The 26,215-nt window shown below is 70.8% G+C and carries 20 protein-coding genes; 8 read left to right on the plus strand and 12 right to left on the minus strand.

What is annotated here, in order from left to right:
- Nucleotides 1–123: 123 nt before the first annotated feature.
- Nucleotides 124–978: an MBL fold metallo-hydrolase gene (locus ACTIGN_RS01820; RefSeq protein ID WP_439620778.1), complete on the minus strand. Its 855-nt coding sequence runs from the start codon at nucleotides 976–978 to the stop codon at nucleotides 124–126.
- A gap of 413 nt (nucleotides 979–1,391) precedes the next feature.
- Between ACTIGN_RS01820 and ACTIGN_RS01825 the strand changes: the two genes are divergently transcribed.
- Nucleotides 1,392–1,709: a hypothetical protein gene (locus ACTIGN_RS01825; RefSeq protein ID WP_439620779.1), complete on the plus strand. Its 318-nt coding sequence runs from the start codon at nucleotides 1,392–1,394 to the stop codon at nucleotides 1,707–1,709.
- Between the two features lie 3 nt (nucleotides 1,710–1,712).
- On the opposite strand, the gene ACTIGN_RS01830 is transcribed toward ACTIGN_RS01825, so the two are convergent.
- The 5 genes from ACTIGN_RS01830 to ACTIGN_RS01850 form a co-directional block, all read right to left on the minus strand.
- Nucleotides 1,713–3,059, minus strand: coding sequence for a Gfo/Idh/MocA family protein (locus tag ACTIGN_RS01830; RefSeq protein ID WP_439620781.1), 1,347 nt, complete (start codon nucleotides 3,057–3,059; stop codon nucleotides 1,713–1,715).
- A 253-nt stretch (nucleotides 3,060–3,312) separates the two neighbouring features.
- Entirely contained in the window at nucleotides 3,313–4,596 is a 1,284-nt protein-coding gene (locus ACTIGN_RS01835) for a PQQ-binding-like beta-propeller repeat protein (protein ID WP_439620783.1), read from the minus strand.
- Between the two features lie 206 nt (nucleotides 4,597–4,802).
- Nucleotides 4,803–5,408 carry a glycine zipper domain-containing protein gene (locus ACTIGN_RS01840; RefSeq protein ID WP_439620785.1) on the minus strand — a complete coding sequence of 202 codons (606 nt, stop codon included), beginning with the start codon at nucleotides 5,406–5,408 and terminating at the stop codon, nucleotides 4,803–4,805.
- Between the two features lie 294 nt (nucleotides 5,409–5,702).
- Complete coding sequence (locus ACTIGN_RS01845) at nucleotides 5,703–6,365, minus strand: RraA family protein (RefSeq protein ID WP_439620787.1); 663 nt, start codon at nucleotides 6,363–6,365, stop codon at nucleotides 5,703–5,705.
- A 263-nt stretch (nucleotides 6,366–6,628) separates the two neighbouring features.
- On the minus strand, nucleotides 6,629–7,630 hold the full coding sequence (locus ACTIGN_RS01850; RefSeq protein ID WP_439620789.1) for a sugar phosphate isomerase/epimerase family protein: 1,002 nt from the start codon (nucleotides 7,628–7,630) through the stop codon (nucleotides 6,629–6,631).
- 122 nt (nucleotides 7,631–7,752) lie between these two features.
- Between ACTIGN_RS01850 and ACTIGN_RS01855 the strand changes: the two genes are divergently transcribed.
- Both ACTIGN_RS01855 and ACTIGN_RS01860 read left to right on the plus strand, forming a co-directional pair.
- Nucleotides 7,753–8,370 carry a PEP-CTERM sorting domain-containing protein gene (locus ACTIGN_RS01855; protein WP_439620791.1) on the plus strand — a complete coding sequence of 206 codons (618 nt, stop codon included), beginning with the start codon at nucleotides 7,753–7,755 and terminating at the stop codon, nucleotides 8,368–8,370.
- Nucleotides 8,371–8,512: 142 nt separating this feature from the next.
- Nucleotides 8,513–9,124, plus strand: a complete 612-nt coding sequence (locus ACTIGN_RS01860) for a PEP-CTERM sorting domain-containing protein (protein WP_439620793.1) — start codon at nucleotides 8,513–8,515, stop codon at nucleotides 9,122–9,124.
- A gap of 243 nt (nucleotides 9,125–9,367) precedes the next feature.
- Here ACTIGN_RS01860 and ACTIGN_RS01865 read toward each other — a convergent pair whose 3' ends face one another.
- On the minus strand, nucleotides 9,368–12,109 hold the full coding sequence (locus tag ACTIGN_RS01865) for a PSD1 and planctomycete cytochrome C domain-containing protein (RefSeq protein WP_439620795.1): 2,742 nt from the start codon (nucleotides 12,107–12,109) through the stop codon (nucleotides 9,368–9,370).
- A 166-nt stretch (nucleotides 12,110–12,275) separates the two neighbouring features.
- Between ACTIGN_RS01865 and mutL the strand changes: the two genes are divergently transcribed.
- Both mutL and ACTIGN_RS01875 read left to right on the plus strand, forming a co-directional pair.
- Nucleotides 12,276–14,297, plus strand: a complete 2,022-nt coding sequence (gene mutL, locus ACTIGN_RS01870) for a DNA mismatch repair endonuclease MutL (protein WP_439620797.1) — start codon at nucleotides 12,276–12,278, stop codon at nucleotides 14,295–14,297.
- A gap of 123 nt (nucleotides 14,298–14,420) precedes the next feature.
- Nucleotides 14,421–15,305 carry a manganese catalase family protein gene (locus tag ACTIGN_RS01875; protein WP_439620799.1) on the plus strand — a complete coding sequence of 295 codons (885 nt, stop codon included), beginning with the start codon at nucleotides 14,421–14,423 and terminating at the stop codon, nucleotides 15,303–15,305.
- A 55-nt stretch (nucleotides 15,306–15,360) separates the two neighbouring features.
- On the opposite strand, the gene ACTIGN_RS01880 is transcribed toward ACTIGN_RS01875, so the two are convergent.
- The 5 genes from ACTIGN_RS01880 to selB form a co-directional block, all read right to left on the minus strand.
- Nucleotides 15,361–17,415 carry an amino acid transporter gene (locus ACTIGN_RS01880; protein WP_439620801.1) on the minus strand — a complete coding sequence of 685 codons (2,055 nt, stop codon included), beginning with the start codon at nucleotides 17,413–17,415 and terminating at the stop codon, nucleotides 15,361–15,363.
- 124 nt (nucleotides 17,416–17,539) lie between these two features.
- Complete coding sequence (locus tag ACTIGN_RS01885) at nucleotides 17,540–17,965, minus strand: DUF4112 domain-containing protein (protein WP_439620803.1); 426 nt, start codon at nucleotides 17,963–17,965, stop codon at nucleotides 17,540–17,542.
- 29 nt (nucleotides 17,966–17,994) lie between these two features.
- Nucleotides 17,995–18,924 carry a sialidase family protein gene (locus ACTIGN_RS01890; RefSeq protein ID WP_439620805.1) on the minus strand — a complete coding sequence of 310 codons (930 nt, stop codon included), beginning with the start codon at nucleotides 18,922–18,924 and terminating at the stop codon, nucleotides 17,995–17,997.
- A gap of 11 nt (nucleotides 18,925–18,935) precedes the next feature.
- Nucleotides 18,936–19,721 (minus strand): ribosomal protein L7/L12, encoded by a 786-nt coding sequence (locus ACTIGN_RS01895; RefSeq protein WP_439620807.1) that lies wholly within the window; start codon nucleotides 19,719–19,721, stop codon nucleotides 18,936–18,938.
- Between the two features lie 10 nt (nucleotides 19,722–19,731).
- Complete coding sequence (gene selB, locus ACTIGN_RS01900; RefSeq protein ID WP_439620809.1) at nucleotides 19,732–21,654, minus strand: selenocysteine-specific translation elongation factor; 1,923 nt, start codon at nucleotides 21,652–21,654, stop codon at nucleotides 19,732–19,734.
- 78 nt (nucleotides 21,655–21,732) lie between these two features.
- Between selB and ACTIGN_RS01905 the strand changes: the two genes are divergently transcribed.
- The 3 genes from ACTIGN_RS01905 (at nucleotide 21,733) to ACTIGN_RS01915 (ending at nucleotide 26,168) form a co-directional block, all read left to right on the plus strand.
- Nucleotides 21,733–22,578 (plus strand): glycosyltransferase family 2 protein, encoded by an 846-nt coding sequence (locus ACTIGN_RS01905; RefSeq protein WP_439620811.1) that lies wholly within the window; start codon nucleotides 21,733–21,735, stop codon nucleotides 22,576–22,578.
- Entirely contained in the window at nucleotides 22,575–23,969 is a 1,395-nt protein-coding gene (locus ACTIGN_RS01910; protein ID WP_439620812.1) for a DUF6513 domain-containing protein, read from the plus strand. The genes ACTIGN_RS01905 and ACTIGN_RS01910 overlap by 4 nt, the downstream gene beginning before the upstream one ends.
- Before the next feature lie 297 nt (nucleotides 23,970–24,266).
- The gene (locus tag ACTIGN_RS01915; RefSeq protein WP_439620813.1) at nucleotides 24,267–26,168 is read left to right on the plus strand and encodes a protein kinase domain-containing protein; all 1,902 of its coding nucleotides are present in this window, start codon (nucleotides 24,267–24,269) and stop codon (nucleotides 26,166–26,168) included.
- Nucleotides 26,169–26,215 lie beyond the last annotated feature (47 nt).

A 26,215-nucleotide genomic window follows, 5' to 3' on the forward strand; every position in this document is an offset into this window, starting at 1 on the left:
ACCTCGCCCCCGGTCTCGGGGGAGAGGTCGCCGCGCCTCGCGGCGGGTGAGGGGGGCGGCCACCGGAACCCGGCACCAACTACGCGGCCCCCATTCCGCCACCGCTCCTCATCCACTTCCCCGTCACACCCATAGCTTCATCTTCGCCTTCAACTCGGGCGGGAGCTTGTTGTCGAGGAGCTTCCGCACCTCGTTCGGGTGGTAGCGGGTGCTGAAGTGGGCGGTGACGATCACCTCGTTGTTGAACCGCCCGGCCCGCTCCACGAAGTCGTCCAGGTGCATGTGCCCGAACTTGTGGATCTTGTCGCGGCGGTGGCTCGCCCGGATGAAGCTCATCTCGGTGATGAGGATCTTCGCCTCGAAGAACGCCGGGTTGTTGTCGAGCCCCGCGGGCGCGGTGTCTCCGGTGTACGCGACGAGCGGGATGCGCTCCTCGCGGGTGATCTCGACGCCCGAGAGCCGCAGCTCCTTGATCTTCTCGCCCGGCAGCCCGACGAACTCCGGCTTCAGCTTCCGACGCCGCTCGGACACGATGAACCCGCGGCTCGGCACCGTGTGGGCCGTGTTCACGACGGTCACCACCTGCTCGCGGTTCAGCTCGATCTCGTCGCCGGGGGCCAGCGGGCGCACGTCGGCGAGCTGGCGGCCGCGGTCGAGCCGGTGCATCACCGCCATGAGCTTCTTCACGTCGTCGAGCCCCTCGGCCGGGACGTACACGGTCGGCGGCTCCATCTTCATCATCCGCCGGCGGGCGACGTAGACGGGCAGCGCCGCGACGTGGTCGAGGTGGGTGTGCGAGACGAACCACGTGGGCGTGCCCATGAAGTCCCACGGCGACGCGCCGAGGTCGAACCCGACCTTGAGTTCGGGCACCCGCCAGTAGCTCTGCACGGCGGCCCGCGACCACCCCTCGACGGTGAGCCCGCCGTGCGTGAGCGAGTGGTACGGGGCGTTGTCGACCGGCCGGTCCGCGTTCATGAGGCACTCCGCGACACGTTCACCCTGAACAGTGTAGCAGAGGCGCGCCGCGCGACCGGAGTTCGCTCAAGGCGCACGTTACGGCACCCGGAGCAGGAGCGGTATGATTGCGGCGGCGTTCGACTGTTCGGTGAACTCGGTGCGTGGCCGCCCCTCACCCGCCGCGAGGCGCGGCGACCCCTCCCCACATTCGTGGGGCGAGGTGGGGCGGTTGGTTCTCCTTGTGAGCTGAACGGCTCGTGCGGCTTGCGAGCGGTCCGTGCGCCCCACCTCGCCCCGGCTCTGCGGGGAGAGGTCGCGACGAGGCTCTGGGAGTCGCGGGTGAGGGGCCGCACCTTTGCCGACCGTGCTCATTACCTTGGATTGGTTGGCGTTCTCCGGGCGCACGCTCGCCACCCAGAAGGAGACTCAACGTGGGTATCGAGGCACCGTTCCAAGAAGGGTTCCGACTCCTCGCCAAGGCCTATGGCAAGGAGTGGACGTGGCAACAGGCCTACGAGAAGGGGTTCAAAGAGGGCTACGAGGAGGGGCTGAAGATGGGACGGCAAGAACGCTTTCGAATGTCAATCGTTGAGATCCTCAGGAACCGGTTCGGCACCGTTCCCGAGGAACTGACCGCGGCGCTTGAATCGGTGACAGTCGAACAGCAGCTTCGTGCTCTGATCGAGTCGGCCGTGACGTGCGCCGACCTGGCCGCCTTCGCCGCGGCGCTCCGGCCGGCGCAGTCGTAGGCGTCACGCCGGGAACTTGTACGGCGCGCGGTACTCGTAGCTCAGGTACTTGTTCGCCGCGGCGCTGTTCGTGAACCGCTCGGCCTTCGCGTCCCACTCCAGGAGCGAGCGGGTGCGCAGCGCGACGGTCGCGATCAGCGCCGCCGTCGTGCAGCGGTGCCCGTACTCCACGTCGCAGCTCGGGGTCTTGCGGCTCTTCACGCAGTCGAGGAAGTTGCGGGCGTGGTCGGCGTCCTTGATCGACCCGTCCACCTTCTTCGCCTCGATCTCCGCCTTGGCCCCCTCGCGCCACCCCTTCTCCAGCGCCCGGTTCAGCGGGGTGCGGGCGGCGAACTCGTTCGGCGTCACGACCTCGGGCACCACGTCGTACCCGCCGGTGCGGAAGTACAGCGTCCCCTTCGTGCCGCGGAACTCGATCTCGCACGGCCGGGCCGCGGGCGGCGCGCCGGTCGCGTTGAACTGCGAGAACGTCACCAGCGTGTCGTTCGGGTAGTGCCACGCCACCTCCAGCGTGTCGGGCACCTCGCGGTTGTCGTAGTTCCCGAACTTGCCGCCCAGCGCGACCACCGACAGCGGCGCGTCGACGCCCAGGGAACGATGGATCTGCGCGAGGTAGTGGACGCCGAAGTTGGTGAGCTGCCCGCCGGAGTAGTCGTAGAACCACCGGAACCGGTAGAACGAGCGGTTCTTGTTGTACTTCCGCAGCGGGGCCGGGCCGGTCCACGCGTCCCAGTCGAACCCCTCGGGCGGGTCGCCGTCGGGCGGCGAGCCGATCCCCCTGGGCCACTCGTTCTGGACGTGGAAGCACCGCACCGCGGTCACCTTCCCGATGCCGCCGCTGCGCACCACCTCGGCGGCCTCGGCGCACATCGGGCTCGACAGCCGCTGGATGCCGCACTGTACGACCCGCTTGTGCTCGCGGCCGGCCTTCACCATCGCCCGGCCCTCGGCCACGCACAGGCTCAGCGGCTTCTCGACGTACACGTCCTTCTGCGCCTCGCACGCGTGGATGCACTGCAGCGCGTGCCAGTGGTCGGGGGTGTTGATGACGACCGCGTCGAGGTCCTTGCGGTCGAGGAGCTTCCGGTAGTCGCGGAACTGCTCGGGCGCGCCGCCGATCTTCTTGCACGCGAACTCGACGTACGGCTGGTAGATGTCGCACACGGCGGCGACGTCGGCGTCCTTGTGCTCGAGGAACGCCGAGAGCACCTGGTCGCCGCGGTTGCCGACGCCGACGAACCCGAGGCGGACGCGGTCGTTCGCTCCGAGGACGCGCCGGGCGGAGGCGGCGGTGGCGAGGCCGGCGGCAGCGGCGGCCTGCGAGAACTGGCGGCGGGTGACGCGGGGCACGGGGAGGCTCCTGTGGGCAGCGGGGACGTGGCGACCCCCACAGGGTAATCGGTTTCGGGCGGAAATGCACCGGGCCAAACGCCCGCGGCCGCCCGAACACCGGGCGGCCGCGGGGCAGGCGTCATACCGGATCGCGCTGACCGTTTCTGTCTGTAGCCGGCCTCTGTGAGGCCGGTGCTTGGGGACTCGCACAGGCCCGGCCTCACAGAGGCCGGCTACAGTTAGCATTCAACAAGATTTGGTATCAGTCGGGTCAGTTCTTGTCGGCCTTCACGTTGAAGCAGTGCAGCTTGTCCTGGTCGCGGATGTACATCTTCCCGTTGACGATGACCGGGTGCGGCCAGCTCTCCTTGCCGCTCGGCTCGGGGAGCTTGAACGCCGACACCACCTTCAGTGCCTCGGGCGACGGGTCGATCAGCACGAGGACGTGGTTCTGGTACCGGAAGTACAGGCGGCCGTCGGCGAACAGGACCGCGGCCGAGCCGTTCCCCCCGTTCGGGTTCTTCTCCGGCCCCCACTTGATCTCACCCGTCTTCAGGTCCACGCACACCGGGTTGCCCTGGTTCTGGTCGTGCCCGAAGTAGGCGTAGTCGCCGACCTGCACCATGCCGCCGTGGTGGTTGTTCAGCTCCGGCTTCTTGTACGCCTTGATCTCCTTCACCGTGAACTTGTCCTTGCCCCCCGGGACGATCTGGATCAGCGCCGCCCCGCCGCCGTAGCTGCTCGACACCCACACCTTGTCGCCGGCGACGATCGGCACCGGCACCTGGGCGACGCCGCCGGCCGCGGGCTTGGCGTTGTACTGCCACAGGAACTTGCCATCGAGGCCGAACCCGATCACCCCGCCCTTGTCGCCGGTCATCAGGACGTACATCGGGGTGCCCGCGACGGTGGCCTTCATCACCGACGAGTACCCGCCGCCGCCGCCGACCCCGCCCGGCACCTCGGTCTTCCACGCCTCCTTGCCGGTCTTCTTGTCGAACGCGACAACGGCCGCCTTGGCCCCGAGCGGCACCGCGAGCACGTTCTTCCCGTCCACGAGCGGCGAGTCGGTGTACCCCCAGCTCGGCACCTTCCCGCCGTAGTCGGCGAGGTAGTCCTTCTTCCACAGCTCCTTCCCGGTCTTCGCGTCGAGGCAGTAGAACTTGCCGTTGCTGGTGACCGTGTACAGCTTCCCGTCGTCATAGGTCGGGCTGCCGCTGGGGCCGTTGTTCTGGTTGGTCTTCCGCGGCTCGTCGACCGGGACCGCCCACAGTTCGGTGCCGTCGGCCTCCTTCAGCGCCCACACCAGGTCCTTCCCCTCGCGGGTGCCCATGCCGAAGATGACGCCGTTGGCGACCGTCGGCGTGGCGAACCCGAGCCCGAGGTTCTTCGCGGTCCAGGCCTTCGACGGGCCGTCCTTGGGCCACTCGCGGAGCAGCCCGGTCTCCTTACTGATGCCGTCGCGGTTCGGGCCGCGGAACGTGGGCCAGTCGTCGGCGAGGGCGGTCGAGGCCAACAGCAGGGCGACCGCGACGAGCGGGTGGCGGGTGGACATCTGGCAGCGTCTCCGGAATGCGGGATCGGCGGGGGCGGGGCGGGACCAGTCGGTACGACCAGTTTACGCAGCCGGGGTGGGACATCAAGCGGCCGGACCCAACTGGGGAAGCACGAAGAACGAAGCACGAGATCCGAAAGGAAGACCCCCCTTCGGGTTCTCCTTTCGGACCTCGTGCTTCGTTCTTCGTGCTTCGTGCGGCCGGGTCACCAGCGGCGGTAGTACCCGCCGTAGATCACCGGGCGCGGCGGGCCGAGGTAGACCGGCGGCCCGAACACCGGCTCCTGGTAGATCACGGTCGGGGCCTCGCGGACGATCACCCGCGTCGGGGCCGCCACGGGCCGGGCGCTCTGCATCTCGGCGATGACCCGGGCCGAGACGCTGTTGTTCTTCAGGAAGTCGAGGTCCGACGCGGTGAGCTGGAACGAGCTCCCGGTCGAGCGGATCTGGTTGATGATGACCTGGTCGTCGTGGCCCTGCTGGGCCATGTGGATCACGTCGGTGAGGCCCATCCGCTGGGCCTGCGAGCCGGCGACGGCCTGCGCCTGAATCACCTCGCGGGTCCGCTCGTCCTTGCGGTCCTGCTCGTTGCCGGCCACGGCGCCGAGGCCCCCGCCGAGCAGGCCGCCGACCGCGGCGCCCGTCCGCGGGTTGCCGGTCGCGGCACCGGCGAGCAACCCCACCCCGGTGCCGATCGCCCCGCCGGCGACGGCACCCTTCTCGGTGTTGTTCATGGTCGAACAGCCGGTCGACCCCAGCCCGCCGACCGCGGCCGCCAGAACGCCGGCCCGCAACGCACGATTCGCTCGCATGAGTGCCCTCGCAACAGACCACGAACGCGGGACTATGCCGGCCCCCCGGCCCGGGGTCAACCCGGGATTCGGGGGCCGTTGCGGCGCGGTCCCGCCCCTCGTATCGGCAGGACGCGAACCCGGACCACAGTTGCGTGCGGCGGGGCGGAAATGATGATGTGAAGTCGGGGACTGTGGCGAGCCGGGTGCGTCAGCGACCGGAGTTCTTGGTGAGCGCACCTCCGGTCGCTGACGCTCCCGGCTCGCCGGGCACCTGGGGTGACGGACCGCCGCCCGGTGCGATCACCCCAGCGTTCACAGGATGCCGAACTTCTTGAACGCCTCGGCGGTCTTCATGCCGCCCGCGAGCGCGGCCCGGACGTGGTTCTCGCCCCGCACCTTCTCCTCGGCGAGGTGGAGCGCCTCCTCCGCGGCCCCGGCCGGCACGACCACCACGCCGTCGTGGTCGGCGAGGACGAGGTCGCCCGGGTACACGAGCACGCCCCCGCTGCTGATCGGCACGTTGTGCGAGCACACGTCGAGCCGGCCGAGGCTGTCGGCCGGGTGGAACCCGACGTGGAACACCGGGAACTTCATGTCGCGGATCGCGGCCGAGTCGCGGGTCGGGCCGTCGAGGATGACGCCGCGGCACCCGCTGTGCGTGGCGGCGGTCGAGAGCAGTTCGCCCCAGAAGCTCCACGCCGACTCGCTCACGACCAGCACGTCGCCCTCGGCGAGCGAATCGACGGCCGCGAGTTCGCCGGCGTAGGGACAGGGCGGGGCGGTCTCCCGGGCCGGCACGGTCTGCACCGTGAGCGCAAACCCGGCGGCCCTCGCGTCCGGCCACAGCGGCCGCACCCGCGGGTTCATGCACTGGTGCCGGAACCCGAGCCGGTCGAGCACGTCGGCGACGACCGGCGTGTACAGTTTCGCGAGCCGGTCGGCCCACTCCAGCGGGCGGTTGGTTGGCGCAGTCATGGCGGTTCGTCCCTCGTCCGTGCGGTTGGCCGGGAGCCGTTGAGGATGGATTTATTGCCCGGCGCGACCGATTGTCTCGGTTCGGCTGCGAAGAGTTCGGGGCGCTCGCGAGGAGTCCGGGGGCGTTCGCGAGGAGTTCGCCTCGTTCGCGAAGAGTTCGGGGCTTGTGCGAAGAGTTCGCATCGATTGCGGAGACCCCTCCCCCAACTCTCCGCACACGTATTCTTGCGGCACCTCAACCGTTCCCCGGGCTCTCTCGCACGCTACGCCTGGGCCGCGGCCTTCATCTTGGCGAGGCCGGTCTTCGCGACCTCGTGCGGGTCCTGCTTCCAGTAGTCGCGGTTGAACAGCTCCAGCGACACGAAGCCGGAGTAGTTCATCGCCCGCAGCGCCGCGAACACCTCCTTGAGCGGCGCGACGCCGTCGCCGGGGTACACGCGGTCCGCGTCGGTGATCTTGTCGCGGTCGATCTTCGGGTAGTCGTTCAGGTGGAAGATGCCGACGGCCTTCGCCGAGACGAGCCCGAGGCCGGCGAAGTCGGACCCGCCCTTGTAGAGGTGGTACACGTCGGGGAGGACCGCGGCCGAGCCGTCGCCGCACTCGGCCGCGACGCACAGCGCCTCGCCGAGCCGCCGCAGCGTCTTCGAGAACCCCCAGATCTCGACCAGGGGCGTGACGCCGGCGGCCTTACCGAGGTCGAGCAGCGCCCGGTAGCGGTCGGCGGCCGCGAGCAGGTCGATGATGGGTTGGGTGAACTTCGGATCGTCGCGCTTGCTCGCGCCGCCCGTCGCGCCGACCGGGGGCGCGGCGACCCGCGGGCTCCCGACCTCGGCGGCCCAGTCCATGTCGCGCTTCGCGACCTCCAGCCCCTTCTTGCGGCGGGCCTCGTCCTCGACGATCCACTCGGCGAACCCGATCACGTCGGCGACCTTGAGGTTCGCGTCCTCGAACCGCTTGCGGAGTTCCTTGGTGGTGCCGCCGGCCTTGAGGAACGCCTCGATCTCGGAGGTCCACGGCTCGATGGCGTCGTACCCGGCCTTCGACGCGACCGCGATGAGTTCGGTGATCGGCCGCGACTTGCCGTCCTTGTCGCGCACGGTGCTGGTGTTCAGGCAGAACCCGAAGGGCTTCCTGGCCGCGCCGGGCGCGTCTGGTTTGGGCGAGCCGGGGGTGTCAACCCCCGGAGTGGTGGCACCGGCGGCGGCGGCGCCGGTCGCGGCGACACCGGCGAGCCACTCGCGGCGGGACACGGGATCGGTCGGCATGGCGGGGTTCTCGGGGAGGCGCGGGGTGGCGGATGTTATACCGAATCCCGGCCGGCAGGCCGGGTTGACGCGGCCGGGCACCCTGGGTAGTTTCCCGCCCCTCGCCCGCTGGAGGTGTCACCGTGACGAAGTTCCGTTTCGCGCTCCTGGTTGTTGCCCTGGTCCTCGCCCCGCGGGCCGCGTCCGCCGGGCCGATCGAGTGGGGCTACACCGCCGACGTGGTGTACGCCCAGGACTACGGGTCGAAGTTCACCGTGACGCTGGCCCCGGGCGACACCGTGTTCGCCGAGTACGGGGACACGAGCCACATCCCGCTGTTCACTTCAGAAGGTAAGCCCCGGCCGGAGCCCGGCTCCTACGAGGCCGAGTACCTGTTCGACATCAACGTGCGGCTCACCGACGCGGCCTCGGGCCAGTCCGCGGTGCTGACGTTCGCGGGCGGGTACTCGTCGGTGTGGATGTACCAGCCCGGCGACGACCCGAACATTTGGCGGTGGGAATACGAGTCTTCGATGTTCGGCGACTTCTGGGACGGCCGGGAGGTCGTGTTGGGCACCACGCGGTACGTGGTCCGGGCCTACGGCGGCGGCAGCGGCATGTTCCCGTTCGGCGACATGGACGTGCGGGCCGAGTTGGTGCCGACGTCCGGGGTGCCGGAGCCCGGCACGCTGGCCCTCGCCGGCATCGGCCTCGGCGCGGCCCTCCTGCGGGCGCGCCGGCTCAAGACCTCCCGGGCGTGAGAGCGCCCAGGTCGGGGTGCCGCGTCGGCGATCGCGTCTGTCGAGCCGCACCGTGGAGTACCGAGCCGCACCGTGCGTGGGTGCGGGCATGGTCCGTGCCGCATCTGTCGTTTCCCGCCGCTCGCCCGCTGGAGGTGTCACCGTGACGAAGTTCCGTTTCGCGCTCCTGGTTGTTGCCCTGGTCCTCGCCCCGCGGGCCGCGTCCGCCGGGCCGATCGAGTGGGGCTACACCGCCGACGTGGTGTACGCCCAGGACTACGGGTCGAAGTTCACCGTGACGCTGGCCCCGGGCGACACCGTTTCCGCCGAGTACGGGGACACGAGTTACGCCCCGCTGTTCAGCTCGACCGGCACGTCCCGGCCAGGGCCGGGCTCTTACGAAACGAGCTACAGCTTCGACATCACCGTGCGGCTCACCGACGCGGCCTCGGGCCAGTCGGCCGTGCTCGCCTTCGGCGGTTGGTACAGCGCCATGTGGTCGTACCAGGCGGACACGGACGAGTTGGACTGGGACTACGAGCAGTCGGGCTTCGGCGACTTCTGGGACGGCCGCGAGGTCGTGCTGGGCACCACGCGGTACGTGGTCCGGGCCTACGGCGGCGGGAGCGGCCAGTTCCCGAACGGGGAGTTGGCCGTGCGGGCCGAGTTGGTGCCGACGACCGCGGCGCCGGAGCCCGGCACGCTGGCCCTCGCGGGCATCGGCCTCGGCGCGGCCCTCCTGCGGGCGCGGCGGCTCAAGCCCTCCCGGGCGTGAGGCGGCGGTGTCGGCGGTAGTCGAGCCGCACCGCGGGGCGTGGGCGTGTCTCTCGTCTTTCGAGCCACGGGGCTTGCCCCCGTGGTGTTCTGCACTTCCAAGCACCACGGGGGTGAACCCCGTGGCTCGAAAGCAAGACAGTCGCACCGCACCCCGTTTACGCCTCACGGTACGGCTCGGCCGCAGAGCCGGCCTCGACGCACCCTACCCCTGGCCCCGTTCCCTTTCGACTCCCAGCGCGAGTCAATCCACGAACGCGAACTCGTTGGTCATGAGTAGGCCGTGGGCGAGGTCGGTCCAGCGGTCGGTGCCCTTCCCCACGAACGCCAGCGCCAACTTCCGCTCGTCGGCCGACGGGCGGCGGCCGTACACGGTGACGTACAGCCGGTCGAGCCGCTCGGCCGGGTCGGTCAGCTTCTGGAGCGCGGGGAGCGAAGCGAGCTTCTTGGCGGCGTCGCGGAGGAACGGGCCGTTCATCAGGAACAGCGCCTGCGGGGCCACGGTCGTGCTCGTGCGCTGCGGGTTCACGCCGGCCGGGTTCGGCACGTCGAACGTGGTGAGCAGGCTCGGGAACTCCAGCCGGTCCACGTACCCGTACACCGCCCGCCGCCGGTTCCCGCCGAACAGCCGCACGCTCGGCCCGCCCGCCTTCGCGTCGAGTTGGCCCGACGCCGCGAGCGCCGCGTCGTGCAGCGCCTCGAACTCCAGCCGCCGCCGGTTCTGCCGCCACAGTAGGCGGTTCTCGGAATCCGTGGCGAGGGCGTCCGGGCGGTCGAGACTCGCTTGCGTGTAGGCCGCCGAGGTCATGATGAGCTTGTGGAGCCGCTTGATCGACCACGCCGGGCCGGGGGCGACCGGTGCGGTCGGCGTCACGAACTCGGCCGCGAGCCAGTCGAGCAACTCGGGGTGCGTCGGGGCGTCGCCGCGGAGCCCGAAGTCGCCCGGGGTACCGACGATGCCGGTGCCGAAGTGGTGCATCCACACGCGGTTCACCAGCACGCGGGCCGTGAGCGGGTTGTCCCTGCTCGCGATCTCGCGGGCCAGGTCGAGCCGGCCGCTCCCCGGGCCGAACGGCTTCCGCTGCGGGTTGGCGACCTTCAGGAACTGCCGCGGCACGGGCTCGCCGGGCCGGCCGGGGTTGCCGCGCTCGAACACCCGCGGGTCGTAAGGCCGCGGCGCGTCGCGGAGCACCATCGCCCGCGGCGGGCCCTTGGCGAGCCAGTCCTCGAGCGCCCGCAGTAGCTTCTGGTACGCGCCCTGTGTCCCCCGGTCGGGGAACAGCGACAGGAACCCCCAGTCGAGCGCGAGCGGGGCGTCGGCCGGCGCGTCGGGGCCGTAGAGCACGCGCCGCAGCGCCTCGGCGTCCGGATCGTCGAGGTGTTGTGCGCCCTTCGTAACGGCCGCCTGCCACTGCCGGTCCACATCCGCGAGGAGCGCGCCGTACCGGGCCGCCACGTCCTTCATGGACTTCGGCGGGTCGGCGAGCGCACTCGCAACCAGCGCGTTCCCGCCGACCACGCTCTTCAGCAGATCCGGGGCGCGGGCCGCGAACTCGGCGTCGGGCACCTCGGCGACCGCGTGCCAGTGCCGGAACGCCGCGTCCCTCCGCTTCTTCGCGTCGGCGAGGAACTGCTTCCACCGGTTAACCACGGTCGGGTTCGGGTCGCCGGGGTCGGCGATCAGCATGAAGTCCTCGACCGACGGCTGGTTCCGGGCCGCGTGCGCCGCGAGCAGGTACTCGGCGGCCCGGAGCCGCGCGCCGGCCACGAGGGCGGCGTGCTTGGCGGTCACGAAGTCCCGCAGCGCCTTCTCGCGGACCTGCAACTCGGCCTCGTAGAGGACGTGGTCGTCGCGGGCCGGCGGCGGGCCGACGAGCGGCGGCACGGTCGGCTCGGCCGAACTGCGGAACACGCCGTAGAGCGCGTAGTAGTCGGCCGCGGGGACCGGGTCGAACTTGTGGTCGTGGCACCGGGCGCACGTCACCGTGAGGCCGAGGAGCCCGCGGGTCACCGCGTCCACGCGGTCGTCGATGATGTCGTGCGTGTTGTTGAGGAAGTGCCCGCCGACGGTGAGGAACCCGAGCGCCGCCTGGGCCTTCGCGTCGCCGGGGCTCAGCAGGTCGGCGGCGAGTTGCTCGCACACGAACCGGTCGTACGGCGTGTCGGCGTTGAGCGCGTCGATCACGTAGTCGCGGTACGTCCACGCCCACGGGTACTCCTTCCCCTCGAAGAACACGTACCCCTTGTTGTCCGCGTACCGGGCCACGTCGAGCCAGTGCCGCGCCCACCGCTCGCCGTACCGGGGGCTCGCCAGCAGGCGGTCGACGAGCTTGTCGTAGGCGTCCGGCGCGGCGTCATTCTCGAACGCCTCGACCTCGTCCGGCGTCGGCGGCAGCCCGGTGAGGTCGAACGTCGCCCGCCTCAGGAGCGCGAGGCGGCCGGCCCGCGGGGTGAGTGACAGCCCCCTGTCACCGAGCTTCGCCGCGACGAACCGGTCGATCGGGTTCTGGAAGCCCGCGGCCCCGCCCGGCACCGCGGGCCGCACGACCGGCTTGAACGCCCAGTGCTTCGCGGCCGCGGCAGCGATGTCCGTCGGGGCGGCGAGCGCGAGTTTCTCCGGCCACGGCACGCCGAGTTCGACCCACTTCTCGAGCGCGGCGATCTCGCGGTCGGGGAGCTTCGCCGCGGGCATCTTCAGTTCCTCGTCGGCGTGCCGCACCGCGGCGACGAGGCGACTGTCCTTGGGCTTGCCCGGCACGACGACCGGCCCGCCGCTCCCGCCCTTCAGCACCCCCTCGCGGGTGTCGAGCCGCAACTCGCCCTTCGCCTTCTCGGCCCCGTGGCACCCGACGCACCGCTCCACGAGCACGGGCCGCACGCTCTTCTCGAAGAACGCGACCGCGGCCGGGTCTGCGGCGCGGGCGGCCGGTGCGATCACGAGAGAGGCAACGGCGGCGAAAGCGAGGGCGTGGCGCGGGTGCGGCATGGGAAGCGTCCCGTGAACGGGCGGGGCGGGCGGGCGGCCCCGCGATTGTACCGCGGGGCGCGGTCGGGGTGTGGGTGCAAACTGTGCCGGCGGTGAGCGCGGGGGCCGCGGCCGGCCGCCGGCAACTGGGGTTCCGCGGGGGCCGGTCGGTCGCGATACTAACCTCATGCCACGCATCCACCAACTGCCGCCGGACGTCGTCACCAAGATCGCCGCCGGAGAGGTCATCGAGCGGCCCGCGTCGGTCGTGAAGGAGTTGCTGGAGAACTCCATCGACGCCGGCAGCACCCGCATCGACGTCGACCTCGACGCCGGCGGCACCGAACTGATCCGCGTCGCCGACGACGGGTGCGGGATCAACGCCGACGACCTGCCGCTCGCGTTCGCGGTCCACGCCACGAGCAAGCTCACCACCGCCGACGACCTGTTCGCGATCGGCACGATGGGGTTCCGCGGCGAAGCGCTGGCATCGGTCGCCGGGATCGCAAAGGTCACGCTCCAGTCGCGGCCGCACGACAAGTCGGTCGGGGCCGAGGTCCGGTGCGACGGCGGCGACCTGTCGCCGGTGCGCCCGTGGAACGGCTCGCCGGGCACCCGGATCGAGGTCCGGCACCTGTTCCACAACGTGCCGGTCCGCAAGAAGTTCCTCAAGAGCATCGCCACCGAACTCGGGCACGTCTGCGAGACGGTCACGCGGCTCGCGCTGGCCAACCCGTCGCTGCACATCACACTGCGGCACAACGGCAAGCTCGTGTACGACATCCCCGGCACGGCCGGGCTGGTCGACCGCATCGGCCTGTTCTTCGGCGCCGAGGTCCGCGACTCGCTGTACGAGATCGACTCGGGGCCGGGGGCGACGCGGGCGACCGGGTTCATCGGCGACCCGAAGTGCGACCGCGGGAACGCCAAGCTCCAATACCTGTTCGTCAACGGCCGGTGGTTCCGCGACCGGAGCGTGGCCCACGCGGTCCAGGAGGCGTACCGCGGGCTCCTCATGTCGGGCCGGTTCGCGGTCGGGTTCGTGTTCCTCACGGTCCCGCCCGACAAGGTGGACGTCAACGTCCACCCGACCAAGGCCGAGGTGCGGTTCCAGGAGAACTCGCTGATCTACTCGATGGTGCGCAGCGCCGTGAAGTCGCGACTCCTCAAGGAGAACCTCGTCCCGCACCTGACCGCGCCGCGCGGCGAGGCGCTCGGGCTCCCGGAACCGGAACCCGAACCGGAGTCGGTGATCCGCAGCCGCGACCCGCTCGCGCCGGGCCTGTTCCAGCAACCGACGCGAGAGATCGACCTCGGCCCGCAGCACCCGGTGATCGGTGCCGCGTCGCCGCGCCAGGACCTCGCGAGCCGCACCGTCGCGCCGTGGGAGGTGGACCGCGGCTCGGCGCTGGCGGGCCCCACTTCCTGGCGAGCGGGGGGCGTGAGCCCGCCGGCGGAGCCCTCTGCCTTTGGGCGAGCGGGGGACGTGAGTCCCCCGGTGGAACCGCCCTCGCGCGCCCTCGGGGGGCTCACGCCCCCCGCTCGCCCAGAAACTGAGCCCGCGCCCGCACCGATCGTGGTCGCGCCGCCCGAGTTCCCGCCGCCGCCGGCACCGGAACTGCCCGCGGCGGCACCGCCGGCCGGCACCGCGATGCAGATCCAGGACACGTACCTCGTGTTGGAGACGCCCGAGGGGATGCTCGTGATCGACCAGCACGCGCTGCACGAGCGCATCCTGTTCGAGCAGTTGCGGCGGCGCATCCGGGCCGGGCAACTCGAGGTGCAGCGGCTGCTGATCCCCGAGCCGATCGACCTGCCGGCCGAGCAGGCCGCGCTCGTGCTCGAGGCCGCCGACGAACTCCGCGAGCTGGGGCTGGAGGTGTCCGACTTCGGCGGGAACACGGTGCTCCTGTCGAGCTACCCGACGCTCCTCGGCCGCAAGCCGGCGCACGTCATCTTCCAGGGCGTGGTCGACCACCTGCTGACCAAGGAGCGGCCGCCGACGCGGGACGCGATGCTGCACCTGCTCATGGCGACGATGGCGTGCAAGGCGGCGGTGAAGGCCGGGGACCGGCTCACCCCCGAGGAGGTCGCGCACCTGCTCCACTTGCGGGGTCTCGCCGAGGACTCGCACCACTGCCCGCACGGGCGGCCCACGTCGCTCCTGTTCAGCCGCCAGGAACTCGACAAGCAGTTCCGCCGGGTGTGACTCTGCGGACACGCCTGTGGGGACTATCCCCCGTTCCGCGGGCGTCACGCGCCAGGGGCTTGCGAGTTGCAAGTGTGACGGGCCGAGTCCGAACGTACTCGCACCGCCACTCTGGAGCCGCCGATGATCCTGCGCATGGACCGCCTGCAGACCGAACTGCCGATGCCGAAGAACCCGTCGCCCAACGACGCCGCCGCCATTCAGGAACTGCTCGGCGGCAAGTACGGCGAGATGTCGACGCTGATGAACTACACGTTCCAGTCGTTCAACATGCGGGGCCGCAAGGAGATCCGGCCGTTCTACGACCTGATCGCCAACATCGCGACCGAGGAGTACGGGCACATCGAGCTGGTGAGCTACGCCATCAACATGCTCCTCACCGGCACCACCAAGCGCGACCCGGACCCGGTCGCCGCGCCGCTCGAGCCCGCGAAGGACGCGCGGAACAGCTACCACTACCTCGCGAGCGGGCAGGCGGCGCTGCCGTGCGACTCGATGGGCAACTGGTGGAACGGCAGCTACGTGACCTGCACCGGCAACCTGAAGGCGGACCTGCTGTTCAACTTCAACCTGGAGTGCCAGGCCCGGGCGAACAAGATCCGCGCCTACGAGATGGTGAGCGACCCGTGCGCCCGGGCCATGGTCGGGTACCTGCTGGTGCGCGGCGGGGTCCACATCGTGGCCTACGCCAAGGCGCTGGAGAAGCTGACCGGGGTGAACGTGGGCAAGCTGCTGCCGATCCCGGACGTGAGCAACAAGAAGTTCCCCGAGGCCCGCGTCCACGAGGAGAAGGGGCTGCACCTGAAGCTGTACCAGTTCAGCCCGGAGGACTACACGCAGGCGAACAAGATCTGGAACGGCCCGCACCCCGAGGACGGCAAGGAGGTGACGTTCGAGCACCTGCCGAAGGACTTCGGCGCGCCGGTGCCGGACCTCGCGGCCGAGCCCCAGCTCAACGCCCCGCTCGACGCGGACACGATGAAGGACATCCTCAAGAAGATGAAGTAGCACCCCTCCCGCGCCGGGGGCCACGGGGTAATACCCCGTGGCCCGACGACCACCTCTACGCCGCGCCGGCGATGATGATGATGGGCCGCTTGCTCTCGTCGGGCTCGGCCCGGCGGACGAGGTCGCGGACCATCCACGGCACGTTCCCCTCGCCGAACAGCAGGAACCCGAGGGTGCCGCTCACCGGGGACTCGTCGGTCCACCCGAAGTGGATCTCCGGCGGCCGCCCGACCTTCGCCATCTCCAGCGCGACCGCCGCGAGCGTGTGCGAGATCGACGACGCCCCGGTGATCTTCATCACGTACCGGCCCTCCTCCTCCTGCACCATCAACTCGGGCTCGTTCACGAAGTCGCTCGTGTCGGCCAGTTCGACCTCGACGAACACGATCATCAGGTCGCGGGGGATCCGGTGCTCGCGGCGGACCTGGGCCTCCTTGCTCGCCAGGCTCCGGCGGCCGGGGCGGTGCGGGACGAGGACGGTCAGGTCCAGGTCGCGGATCGTGTCCCACATCAGTTGCGACCCGCTGTTCGGGATCTTGAACCCGGCGAACCGCAGCTCGCGGCTCCTCGCCCACCGGGACCAGAACGACGTGACCAGGATGGTGGCGATGAAGAACAGCGAGATGATGAGCCCCTGGAACCCCTTCTCGATCTCGTTCACCAGGGTCGTGTAGATGAACACGGCGGTGATGACCGCGAACGGCCACGACACCCGGCGGAACCACGGCCCCTCGCGGCGCTGCCAGATGTCGATGACGGTCGCCACGCACGCGCTGGTGATGAGGACCAGCACCCCGGTCGCGTACGCGCCGCCCTGGGCGTCCACGTTCGCCTTGAACACCCACGTCACCAGCAGGTTCACGGCGGTGAACAGGAGCACGAGCGGCCGCACGGCACGGGCCCACTCGGGGGCCATGCCGTACTTCGGCAGGTACTGGGGCACCAGGTTCAGGAGCCCGACCATCGCGCTGGCCCCGGCGAACCACAGGATCACAATGGTGCTCACGTCGTACACGGTGCCGAATGCCGGGCCGAACAGCGGGCAGATGTCCGCCATCCCCGGCCCCTCGGCGTGGGCGATGTACGCCAGGGTCCGCCCCGCGGCCGGCTTCTTCGGCCAGTCCTCGACCTTGTGGAGCGGGCGGCCCCGCGCGTCGACCGGCACCTCGCCGGCCGCCGAGACTGGGGTGATCTCGGACGGCTCGACCAGGGTGCTGACCACGACCGACGACGCGAGCAGGTACACCGACATGATCGCGGCCGCGGCCACGAGCAACTTCCGGGTGCTGGCGATCCGGCCCGCGGGCCGCTTCGGGTCGTCGTCGGGCCGGCCCCGCACGTGCGACGCGACCGCCACGCCCGTCTCGAACCCGCTCAGGCCCAGGGCCAGTTTCGGGAACAGGAGCAGGCTCACGGCCGCGATGACGCCCCAGCCCGCGGTCGCCCCCGCCAGCGGGTTGTGCGGCAGGTACCACTCGCCCCCCTCGACGCGGGCCACCCACGCGGCCCACTTCTCGGGGTGGTCGACCAGGTACGCGACCCCGTACCCGAGGATGATGAAGTTGAGCGCGAGGTAGAACCCGACGATCGCCACCGCCAGGCCGATGACCTCCCGGAACCCCCGCATGAACATCCCCCCGAGGAGCACCAGGAGCAGCATCGTCGCGGCGACCTGCTGCCCGACCGGGTGCTCGCCGTGGGCCGGCTTCCAGGGCCAGTTCGGGTTCTCGATCAGGTGGACCGCGGCGTCGGCGGCCGAGAGCGTCTTGGTGATGACGAACCCCGTGGCCGCGAACCCGAGGAGCACCAGCACCAGGATCTTCCCCGGCCACCCGGACACGAGCTTCGCGAGCATCCCGATCGAGCCCTGCCCCTCGAACGACCGGCCGGTGACGTAGACGTACACCGGCAGCGCGCCGAACAGGGTCAGCAGCACGAGCACCACCGTGGCGAACGGCGCGAGCAGCCCAGCGTTCTGGTACGCGATCGACGGCTGGTAGCCGAGGGTGGAGAAGTAGTCGACCCCGGTCAGGCACATGACCCACAACCAGAAGGACTGGTGCGGCTTGTGGTGGTCGGGGGCCGCCGGCTTGGGCGACGGGTCGCTCATGGGGTGTGACGTGGTCGCCGCCGGCGGGCCGCGCGACGGGCGCGGCGGGCACGGAGGAAGGGAGCGGTTACAGGGTGCTCGCACCGCTCCAAAACCGGAGGCTAGTGTATGGACGCCGGCCCGATCAGCCGACGACCCACCGCACCAGCAGCACCGCGCCGGCGATGCTGGCCGCGGTGATGGCGACGAACCCGAGCGCCAGCCCGGCCAGCGCCCACCGGCTCGCCCGCTTCGCCTGCTGCGGTTCGGCCAGCGCCTGCGCCAGCAGTTTCGCGTTCTTGGTGTTCGACTTGTACGCGGCGTCGAGGAAGTCGCCCGCGAACGGGACCAGCCCGACGGCCGCGTCGATCCCCAGGTTCAGCAGCATCCGCCACATGACGACCGGCGGCACCCCGAGCTTCGACGCGGTCAGCAGGATGTACCCGCCGATCGCGCTCGACCCGAGGTCGCCGATGCCGGGGATGAGGCCGAGGATCGCGTCGAGCCCGACCTTCCGGTTGATGACCGGGATCGTCACCGCCTCGTCGAGGAGCTTCGCGAGCCCCTTCACGATGGCGAGGTCGCCGCCGGCACGCGCGCTCAGTCCCGGTACTTCTTGGGATCGACCGACAGGTGCTTGATGTGCGTACGCTTCCACGTGTAGGTGATCTCCAGGGTGCCGGTGCTCGCCGAAATCATCGCCGGGTACGAGAACTCGCCGGGTTCGGTCTCCAGGTCGGCGACCTTCTTCCAGGTCGTGCCGTCGTCGGTGGACCGGGCGAGGCTGATCGGCGTGCGCAGCAGCGGGCTCGGGTTGTAGATCAGGAAAACGTCGCCGTCCTTCGTCCGCACGGCGTCGATGCCGGAGTTCGGGTTGCCGAGTTCGGTCTCCTCCGCGGCCGAGAACGTCTCGCCGCCGTCCTTCGACTCGGCCCGGCACACCCTCATCGGGTTACCGGACCGCAGGAGGGCGACAACTCGCCCGTCCTTCGCCTCGAACAGTGTCGGCTGAATCTGCGCGAACTTGCCGGGAACGTTGAAGCCGTTCGAGCGCTTCCACATCCTGCCGTCGTCGCTGGAGCGGTCCACGAACGGGGTCCAGTTCCGGTAGCTCTCGACCGACGTACCCGCAAGAATGGTGCCGTTCGCGAGCTGAATCGGTTTGGCCCGCACCGGCCCCCAGAACCCGGCCGGCATCATCTCGGGCTTCGACCACGTCTTCCCGCCGTCGCCCGACGTGCGGTTGTACCCGGTCCAGTTGTCGGGCTTCGGCCCGGCCTTGTACCACAGGTGCAGCGTGCCCTTGGCGGTCTTGAACAGCACCGGGTTCCAGCACGGCTGCCCCGGCTCGGACCCGACCACGACCGGCTCGGACCACGCCTTGCCGTCGAACGTGCTGGCCCAGATCTGCACGTCCTTCGCACCCTCGGCCTTCCCTCCGAACCACGCGGCCATCAACCGCCCCGCGTCCACCTCAACCAGCGTGGACGCATGACACGACGGGAACGGAGCCTTCTCGAAGATGAACATGGGAGGAGCCTCTATTCCGGACGGTACGACACGAATGATGGAACCAGATACAACGTGACACCAAACCTGGGGGGCTTGCCCCGAACCTCCGTCAGACGTTCGCGCAACAACTGGGTGAGTTGCAGACGCTTGGCCTCGCCCTCCGAGCGTGCGAGGTCGCCACACACAACAACAGACTCGTCGTTGGCAAGCCGGGCCGCAAGGACGCCAGAAATCCCCCACGCATTCTGGAGGGCAGCACAAAGGATCTCCTTATCTTCCAGTGAGAGAACTGGATGCGCGAAGGGCCAGCGTTGCCCGCGTAATTCGCAACGAATGGCAACCGGAGCATCATCCCGCTCGCAGAGATGAAGGTACACAACCCCATCCGGTTCCCTGATCTCATCTCGGCCGATCAAAGCGCGTTCGAAAGGTACGCACGGGAGCAGCGTGCTGGGTGCCGTTTCAACGAGTCCCAGGACCTCGGCAAGTCCGCGTCCCGTTACTGAACGCACTGCCTTAATGAGGGCGATTTTCTTCGCCACGTTGAGGTAGGCATAAAGCACAAGGTTAAACCGGCTCCCCGCGGCGGCGCGCCAGTCGGCCGGAAGCGCCTCGGCCAGCGCCAGCGTGCGTGCCACGTCGGGCTGGTCGCGGGCGTAGTCGGTCTCGGCGCGGGCCAGCGCGACCACGAGCCGCAGGTACTCGGCCTTGTATGGTTCGCCGTGCTCGTCGAGCCAGTCGGTATAGACGAGGCGCGCGGTGTCGTCGGCGGGGTTCGCCGCGAGCGCGTCGAGGAAGGCGGCTTCGTCGGGCATCGGGCACCTCTCAGTTCGTTGCCGGCACGCGGAGGTCGCCGTCGCGGCGGGTCAGGCCGGTGCGGTCGAGGTACTCGCAGATCGGCACCGCGAACTTGCGGGTCGTGCCCAGCAGGTCGCGGACCTCGGCGACCGTCAGGCCCGGCCCGGAGGCGAGGCGCTCGGACACGCGGCGGCGCAGTTCGGCCTCGGCCTCGGGCGACAGGTAGATGTCGTCGGTCACCCGCACCAGCAGCCCCTCGGCCACCGCGACCTCGAAGATTTCCTTGAGAGCGACGGCGTTGCCGCCGGCGAGGTTCGCGAACCCGGCCGGCTCCGGGGGCGCGAACCCGGCCGCCGCGTGCGCCGCGACGATCCGGTCCTTGAGCTTCCGCTGGTTCGCGCTCAGCTTCGGGACGAAGTCGGCACGGGCCAACCGCCGCGAGTCGCCGACGAGCCGCTTCGCCGCAAGGAGCCGCCCGACGACCGCGTCCAGCAGCGGATTGTCGCCGACGTAACCGAGCCGGGCCAGCACCTTCTGGCGGTCGTGCGTCGTCGCCAGCGGGTTCTCGGCGTGGAGCGCCGCGAGCGCGTCGAGGGCGCGGCCCTCAAGCTCGGCCACGCGGTCGGCGTGCAGGCACACACGGCGGCCGTCGGCGAGCGCGAGTTCGAGCAATGCGCCCGACGCGAGCAACTCGCGGACGAGCGCCTCGGCCGCGGCGGGAAGCACAGCCGCCTCGCGGGCCAGACCGAACGGCGTCACGCCTTCGGTGCCGCCCAGCCAGGCGGCGGCGAGAACGCGGGTCGCGGGGTCGGCGGCCTCGAGTTGCTCGACGCGCTCGATCACCTCAATCTGCCGGCGGCGAATCTTGTGGGCAACCGGCTGGAGCACCTGCCCGCCGCCGAGCGTGTGCTCGGCCGACGAGTCGCGGACCACGAACGCCTGCCCGCACACGGTCGTCACCGGCTCGTCGAGGAAGAGCTGCGCGACGGCCGACTGCCCCGGTTCGGTGCGGTCGCAGTCGAGCAGCGACACCGTGCCCATCACCTCGGCCGTGCCGGCGTGGAACCGTAGCGGGAGCCGGTGCTTCACGGTGCGCCCGCCGGCCGCCACGAACAGCCGCACGGTCAGCACGGTGCTCGGGACGAGGTACCCCGGCGCGCACAACTCTTGCCCGCGGCGCACCGCGTCGTGCCGCACCCCCGCGAGGTTTAGCCCGGCCCGCTGCCCGCGGTGAACGTCGTCGGTCGCCTGCCCGTGGTTGCTCAGGCCCCGCACCCGGACCCGCTCGACCGTGCCGTCCCCCTTGTGCCAGTCGAGTTCGTCTTCGACGCGGGCCAGGCCCGACGCCACCGAGCCCGTGACGACGGTGCCGTGCCCCTGCACCACGAACGCCCGGTCGATGGCGAGCCGGAACGGCCCCGCATCGGCCTCCCGTTCGACACCAACGGCCGCGGCCGCAAGCGCCGCCTTCAACTCCTCGATGCCTGTGCCCGCAACAACGGAGGTCGGCACGATCGGCGCGTCAGCGAGGAACGAGTCGCGCACCAATTCGCGGACCTCGCGCACGCGCTCGTCGCGGGCCGCGTCGCCCACCAGATCGGCCTTGGTGAGTGCGACCACGCCGCACCGCACGCCGAGGAACTTGAGGATGTCAAGGTGCTCGCGGGTCTGCGGCATGACGCCGTCGTCGGCCGCGACGACCAGCAGAGCGAGGTCCACGCCGGTCGCGCCGGCGAGCATGTTCCGCACGAACCGCTCGTGCCCCGGCACGTCCACCACCCCGAGGGTTGTGCCGCCGAGCGGGAGCCGGGCGAACCCGATGTCGATGGTGATGCCGCGCTCTTTTTCTTCCGGCAGGCGGTCGCAGTCGGTGCCGGTGAGCGCCCGGACGAGCGCGGTCTTCCCGTGGTCGATGTGCCCGGCGGTTCCGAGGATCAGGTCGCGCGGCATGGTCCGTCCTCGCGGTGCGGCGGCCATTGTAGCACGCCGGTCCGTTCACGCCGCCGGGCCGGGCGATACACTTTCTCCATGACGAAAACCAACGATGCCGTGACGGTCGTCATCCCGGTCCACAATGCGGCGGACCGGCTCGACCGCGTCTCCTCCTGGCGGCTCGCCCTGGAGAAGCTGAACCGCGGGTCCGAACTGCTGGTCGTGGACGACGGCAGCACCGACGGCACCGCGGAGAAGCTGGCGGCGAAGGAGCCGCGCGCCCGGGTGCTGCGGCACGACGCGCGGCGCGGGTTCGGGGCGTGCCTGCGCACGGCGCTGGCCGAGGCGAAGAACCCGCTGTTCTTCTACACGGCCCTCGACTACCCGTACGCGCCGCACGACCTGCGGCCGTTCTTCGAGCGCATCGACCTGCGCGACGAGATCCTCGGCAAGCAGCCCGACCTCATCAGCGGGTGCCGCACGGGCGTTCCGACGCCGCTGCTGCCGCGGGCCGTGTCGCTCGCGTGGCGGGGGTTCTGGCGGGTGTTCGCCGGGATGCCAGTGCAGCCGCCGGCCCCGTGGCACGGGTGGGGCGAGTTCTGGTACGGCGCCGGCGTGAGCTGGGTGTTCGGCGTGCCGCTCGCCGACGTGAACAGTTGCTTCAAGCTGTACCGCACCGCGTTCCTGAAGCGGTTCCCGATCCAGTCGGACGGCGACTTCGTTCACGCCGAACTCGTCGCCAAGGCGACGTTCCTCACGTCGATCATGGACGAGCAGCCGCTGAGTGCCAAGCCCGACCCGGTCCCGCCGCTCGGCGACACGGCCGCCGACCGCCGCCGCCTGTTCCGCCACCCCGAGTTCTGCTTCCCGCCGGCTCCACAACAACCTCCGGTCGCTGACGCTCCCGGCTCGCCCGAGCCAGCGCCGCAACCCGCGACATGACCCCAGCGAACCCGCGAATCCTGTTCGTCACCGGGAAGCTCGCGGAGCCGGCGCTGCGGCGGGTGCTGGCCGACCTCGCGCCGCGGGCCGGGTTCGACCCCGAAGTCGCGGTGCTCAACATCACCGTCGCGGCGCTCATGACCGCGAACTGGGTCGCCCGGCACCTGCCCGCGGGCATCGCCGCGGACCGGCTCATCCTCCCGGGGTTCTGCCGCGGCGATGTGGCCGAGGTGACCGCGGCCGCCGGCGTGCCCGCCGAACTCGGCCCGAAGGACCTCCGCGACCTCCCCGAGTTCTTCGGCAAGCGGTCCGGCCCGCCGCCCGGCTACGGCGGCTTCGACACCGAAATCCTCGCCGAGATCAATCACGCACCCACCAAATCGCCCGACGCCATCCTCGCCGAAGCGCGGCGCTACCGCAGTAGCGGGGCCGACGTCATCGACCTCGGGTGCGACCCCGGCGGCAGCTGGGCCGGTGTCGGCGACGCCGTGCGACTGCTGAAGGCCGGCGGGTTCCGCGTCTCCATCGACAGCTTCAACCCGGTCGAAGTCGAGGCGGCGCTCGACGCCGGGGCCGAGTTGGTGCTGAGCGTGAACGGCACGAACGTTGCGCGCGTGAGCGACTGGCACGCCCGGTTCCCGCACGCCGAAGTCGTCGCGATTCCCGACACGCCGAGCGACCTCGATAGCCTCGCCCGTACCGTCGATGTGCTGCGAGCCATCGGCGTCAAGCACCGGCTCGACCCGATCCTCGAACCGATCGGCTTCGGGTTCGCCGCGTCGCTCGGCCGCTACCTCGACGCGCGCCGCCGGTTCCCCGACGCCGAGCTGATGATGGGCATCGGCAACCTCACCGAACTCACCGACGTGGACACCGCCGGCGTGAACGTCGTGCTCGCGGGGTTCTGCCAGGAGGTCGGCGTGCGGAGCGTGCTGGCGACCGAGGTGATCAACTGGGCGCGGTCGGCCGTTCGCGAGTTCGACCTCGCCCGGCGGCTCGTGTACCACGCGGTGCGCGAGAAGGTGCTGCCGAAGCGGCTGGAGCCGAACCTCGTGATCCTCCGCGACCCGAAGCTCGTCGCGATGGGCGACGACGCGCTGCGGGACCTCGCGGCCCGCGTCACCGACCGCAACTACCGCATCTTCGCCGAGCGCGGCGAACTGCACATCTTTAATGGCACCGTGTACGCGCGCGGCACCGACCCGTTCGAGCTGTTCCGGCAGATGCTCGCGGCCGATCCGAAGCTCGACGCTTCGCACGCGTTCTACCTCGGCTACGAGTGCGCCAAGGCGGTGACGGCGCTGACGCTCGGCAAGAACTACACCCAGGACCAGGCGCTGCGCTGGGGCTTCCTGACCGTCCCCGAGGTGAGCCACCGCGGTGGCTCGTGACCGGGTAATTCAAACGGATCTCATTGGTTCAGCGCGCCCGCGCCACCCGTCGCCGATGAACTCCAACTTCGCCAAATCAACCTAATTCTTGCGGACAAAGTTGTATCATAATAACACAAGATGCTTGCTGTGATGCAGTTGCTACAGATTGATGCGTCGCCTCAAACCACCCTCGCGTCCGATGAACTTTGCGCCGCGGGTATCTTGAAGCGGTCCTGTCGCCGTTCTCCGGCCGGTTCCGTTCCGCACCGAGCGGCGGACCGATAGGTTGATTCGGTCGCACCACGGAGCCCCGACATGCCGACCGAAGACCCGTTCCCGACGGTCCCCGGTTACCAGATCGTCCGCCTCGTCGCGAGCGGGACGCGGAGCCGCGTGTTCGAGGCCCGGGATCTCAACACCGATCGCACGGTCGCGCTGAAGGTGGTCCGGTGCGGCCCCGGCGAGTTGGCCCGCCTCCGCGCCCGTGCCGACGCGCTCGCCGAGGTGCGGCACCCGAACGCGGCCGCGGTGTACGACTTCATCGAGCACGACGGGAACGGCGTCCTCGCGCTGGAGTACCTCCCCGGGCCGACGCTCGCCGAGCGGATCGCCGACGTCGGCCGGATGACGGCCCGGCCGGCGGCCGAACTGGTCGCCGCGGTCGCGCGGGGGTTGGCCGCGGCGCACGCGCGACAAGTCGTGTTCGGCTCGCTCGGCACCCGCGACGTGTTCTTCGACGAGGCCGGCGAGCCGAAGGTGGGCGGTGCGGGCGTGCCCGACGTCCCCGCGGACGCGAACGCCCCCGCGATCGGCCGCCCGCTCAACCTCGCCCCCGAGTTCTTCCGCACGCCGGGGACGTTCGTCGGCCCGGAGGCGGACGTGTGGGCGCTCGGCCTGATCCTCTACCAGTGCGTCACCGGCCGCCACCCGTTCCAGACCGATTCGCTCGCGGACCTCGTCGAGGCGATCACCACCCGCACCCCGGAGCCGCCGTCGGGGCTCGTGGCCGGGCTGCCGCGGGAGATCGACTGGGTGTGCCAGAAGTGCCTCGCCAAGCACCCGCACCACCGGTACGCCGCGGCCGCCGACGTCGCCGCGGACCTCGACCGCTTCCTCGCGGGGGAACCGGTCCACGCCAGGATCGCGCCGCCGGCCGAGCGGCTGGTGCGGTGGGCGAAGCGGAACCCGCTCCTCGCGGCGACCGCGGCCGTGGTCATGGTCGTCGCGGTAAGCGGGCTGGTCGCCACGGTCGTGCTGTTGCAGCGGGTCGAGCGGCAACTCGCGGAGAGTCGGGAGGAGCGCCGCGACGCCGAGGAGCGCATCGCCCGACTGACCGCCGAGCGCGACGAGCAGGTCGCGGCGCGTGCCGCCGAGTCCGCCCGTGCGACCGCCGCGACCGAGGCGAAGCAGGCCGCCGACGCCACCTCGCGGGAACTCGCCGGCGTCACCGCCGCACTCCTCGACGCGGCCTACGGGCAGCCGTTCCGGCCGGCCGCCGCGGGCGAGAAGCAGGCGCTGACCGACGCGGTCGCCGCCCTGCGCCGGGCCGCGACGCCGACCGCCCCGGTCGCGGTGAAGGCCCGGGTCGCGGCGGGGTTCGTGCGGGCCGGCGAGTGGCTCGAAGGACAGGGGGCCGCGGGCGAGGCCGGGGAGTTGTACCGCGAGGCGCTCGACCTGACGCGGCCCGCGGCCGGTGCGGCCGTGCCCCCGGTGGCCGCGAGCGCCTATGCGGCGGCGCTCGCGCACCGCGGCGCGACGCTGGCCCGCGACGGCAAACCGGTGGAGGGGCTCCCGCTCCTGCTCGAAGCCGTGAAGATCGACTTCAACGGGGCGACCGCACCCGACGCCGCCGACCAGCCGTTGTGGAAGAGCGCGCTGTGCCGGCACCAGGAACTGCTCGCCGAGGCGTACCGGCTGCTCGGCCGGCGCGCCGAGGCGAGCCGGGCGCTTCAGGACGCGAAGGGGGTCGCGAAGAACGTCGACCAGTTGCGGCTGCTCGCCGGCGGGTTCGCGCTCCTGGCGGCCGCCGCCGAAGGCACCGAGCGCGACGGCTACCTCGCGGAAGCGATCGAGACGCTGCGTGCGGCCGTCGAGGGCGGCTGGCGCTTCCCCGCCGCCCGCTACTACCGCACGAGCACCGTCGACAACGCCGACTTCGCACCGTTCGCGACCCACCCCGAGGTCAAGAAGCTCCTCGCAGACGCTGCGAAGAAGTGACCGGCGCAGTTCTGGCGAGCGGCGCGGCGTCAGCCCGCCGGGTTATC

It is taken from the genome of Gemmata sp. (genome assembly GCF_051859125.1).
In the GTDB taxonomy this organism is placed as follows: domain Bacteria; phylum Planctomycetota; class Planctomycetia; order Gemmatales; family Gemmataceae; genus Gemmata.

Bases quoted from the DNA above. Each gene is read 5' to 3' on its own strand.
- ACTIGN_RS01820 (WP_439620778.1), bottom strand. From the start codon at position 978: ATGAACGCGGACCGGCCGGTCGACAACGCCCCGTACCACTCGCTCACG.
- ACTIGN_RS01835 (WP_439620783.1), bottom strand. From the start codon at position 4,596: ATGTCCACCCGCCACCCGCTCGTCGCGGTCGCCCTGCTGTTGGCCTCG.
- ACTIGN_RS01840 (WP_439620785.1), bottom strand. From the start codon at position 5,408: ATGCGAGCGAATCGTGCGTTGCGGGCCGGCGTTCTGGCGGCCGCGGTC.
- ACTIGN_RS01845 (WP_439620787.1), bottom strand. From the start codon at position 6,365: ATGACTGCGCCAACCAACCGCCCGCTGGAGTGGGCCGACCGGCTCGCG.
- ACTIGN_RS01850 (WP_439620789.1), bottom strand. From the start codon at position 7,630: ATGCCGACCGATCCCGTGTCCCGCCGCGAGTGGCTCGCCGGTGTCGCC.
- ACTIGN_RS01865 (WP_439620795.1), bottom strand. From the start codon at position 12,109: ATGCCGCACCCGCGCCACGCCCTCGCTTTCGCCGCCGTTGCCTCTCTC.
- mutL (WP_439620797.1), top strand. From the start codon at position 12,276: ATGCCACGCATCCACCAACTGCCGCCGGACGTCGTCACCAAGATCGCC.
- ACTIGN_RS01875 (WP_439620799.1), top strand. From the start codon at position 14,421: ATGATCCTGCGCATGGACCGCCTGCAGACCGAACTGCCGATGCCGAAG.
- ACTIGN_RS01880 (WP_439620801.1), bottom strand. From the start codon at position 17,415: ATGAGCGACCCGTCGCCCAAGCCGGCGGCCCCCGACCACCACAAGCCG.
- ACTIGN_RS01890 (WP_439620805.1), bottom strand. From the start codon at position 18,924: ATGTTCATCTTCGAGAAGGCTCCGTTCCCGTCGTGTCATGCGTCCACG.
- ACTIGN_RS01895 (WP_439620807.1), bottom strand. From the start codon at position 19,721: ATGCCCGACGAAGCCGCCTTCCTCGACGCGCTCGCGGCGAACCCCGCC.
- selB (WP_439620809.1), bottom strand. From the start codon at position 21,654: ATGCCGCGCGACCTGATCCTCGGAACCGCCGGGCACATCGACCACGGG.
- ACTIGN_RS01905 (WP_439620811.1), top strand. From the start codon at position 21,733: ATGACGAAAACCAACGATGCCGTGACGGTCGTCATCCCGGTCCACAAT.
- ACTIGN_RS01910 (WP_439620812.1), top strand. From the start codon at position 22,575: ATGACCCCAGCGAACCCGCGAATCCTGTTCGTCACCGGGAAGCTCGCG.
- ACTIGN_RS01915 (WP_439620813.1), top strand. From the start codon at position 24,267: ATGCCGACCGAAGACCCGTTCCCGACGGTCCCCGGTTACCAGATCGTC.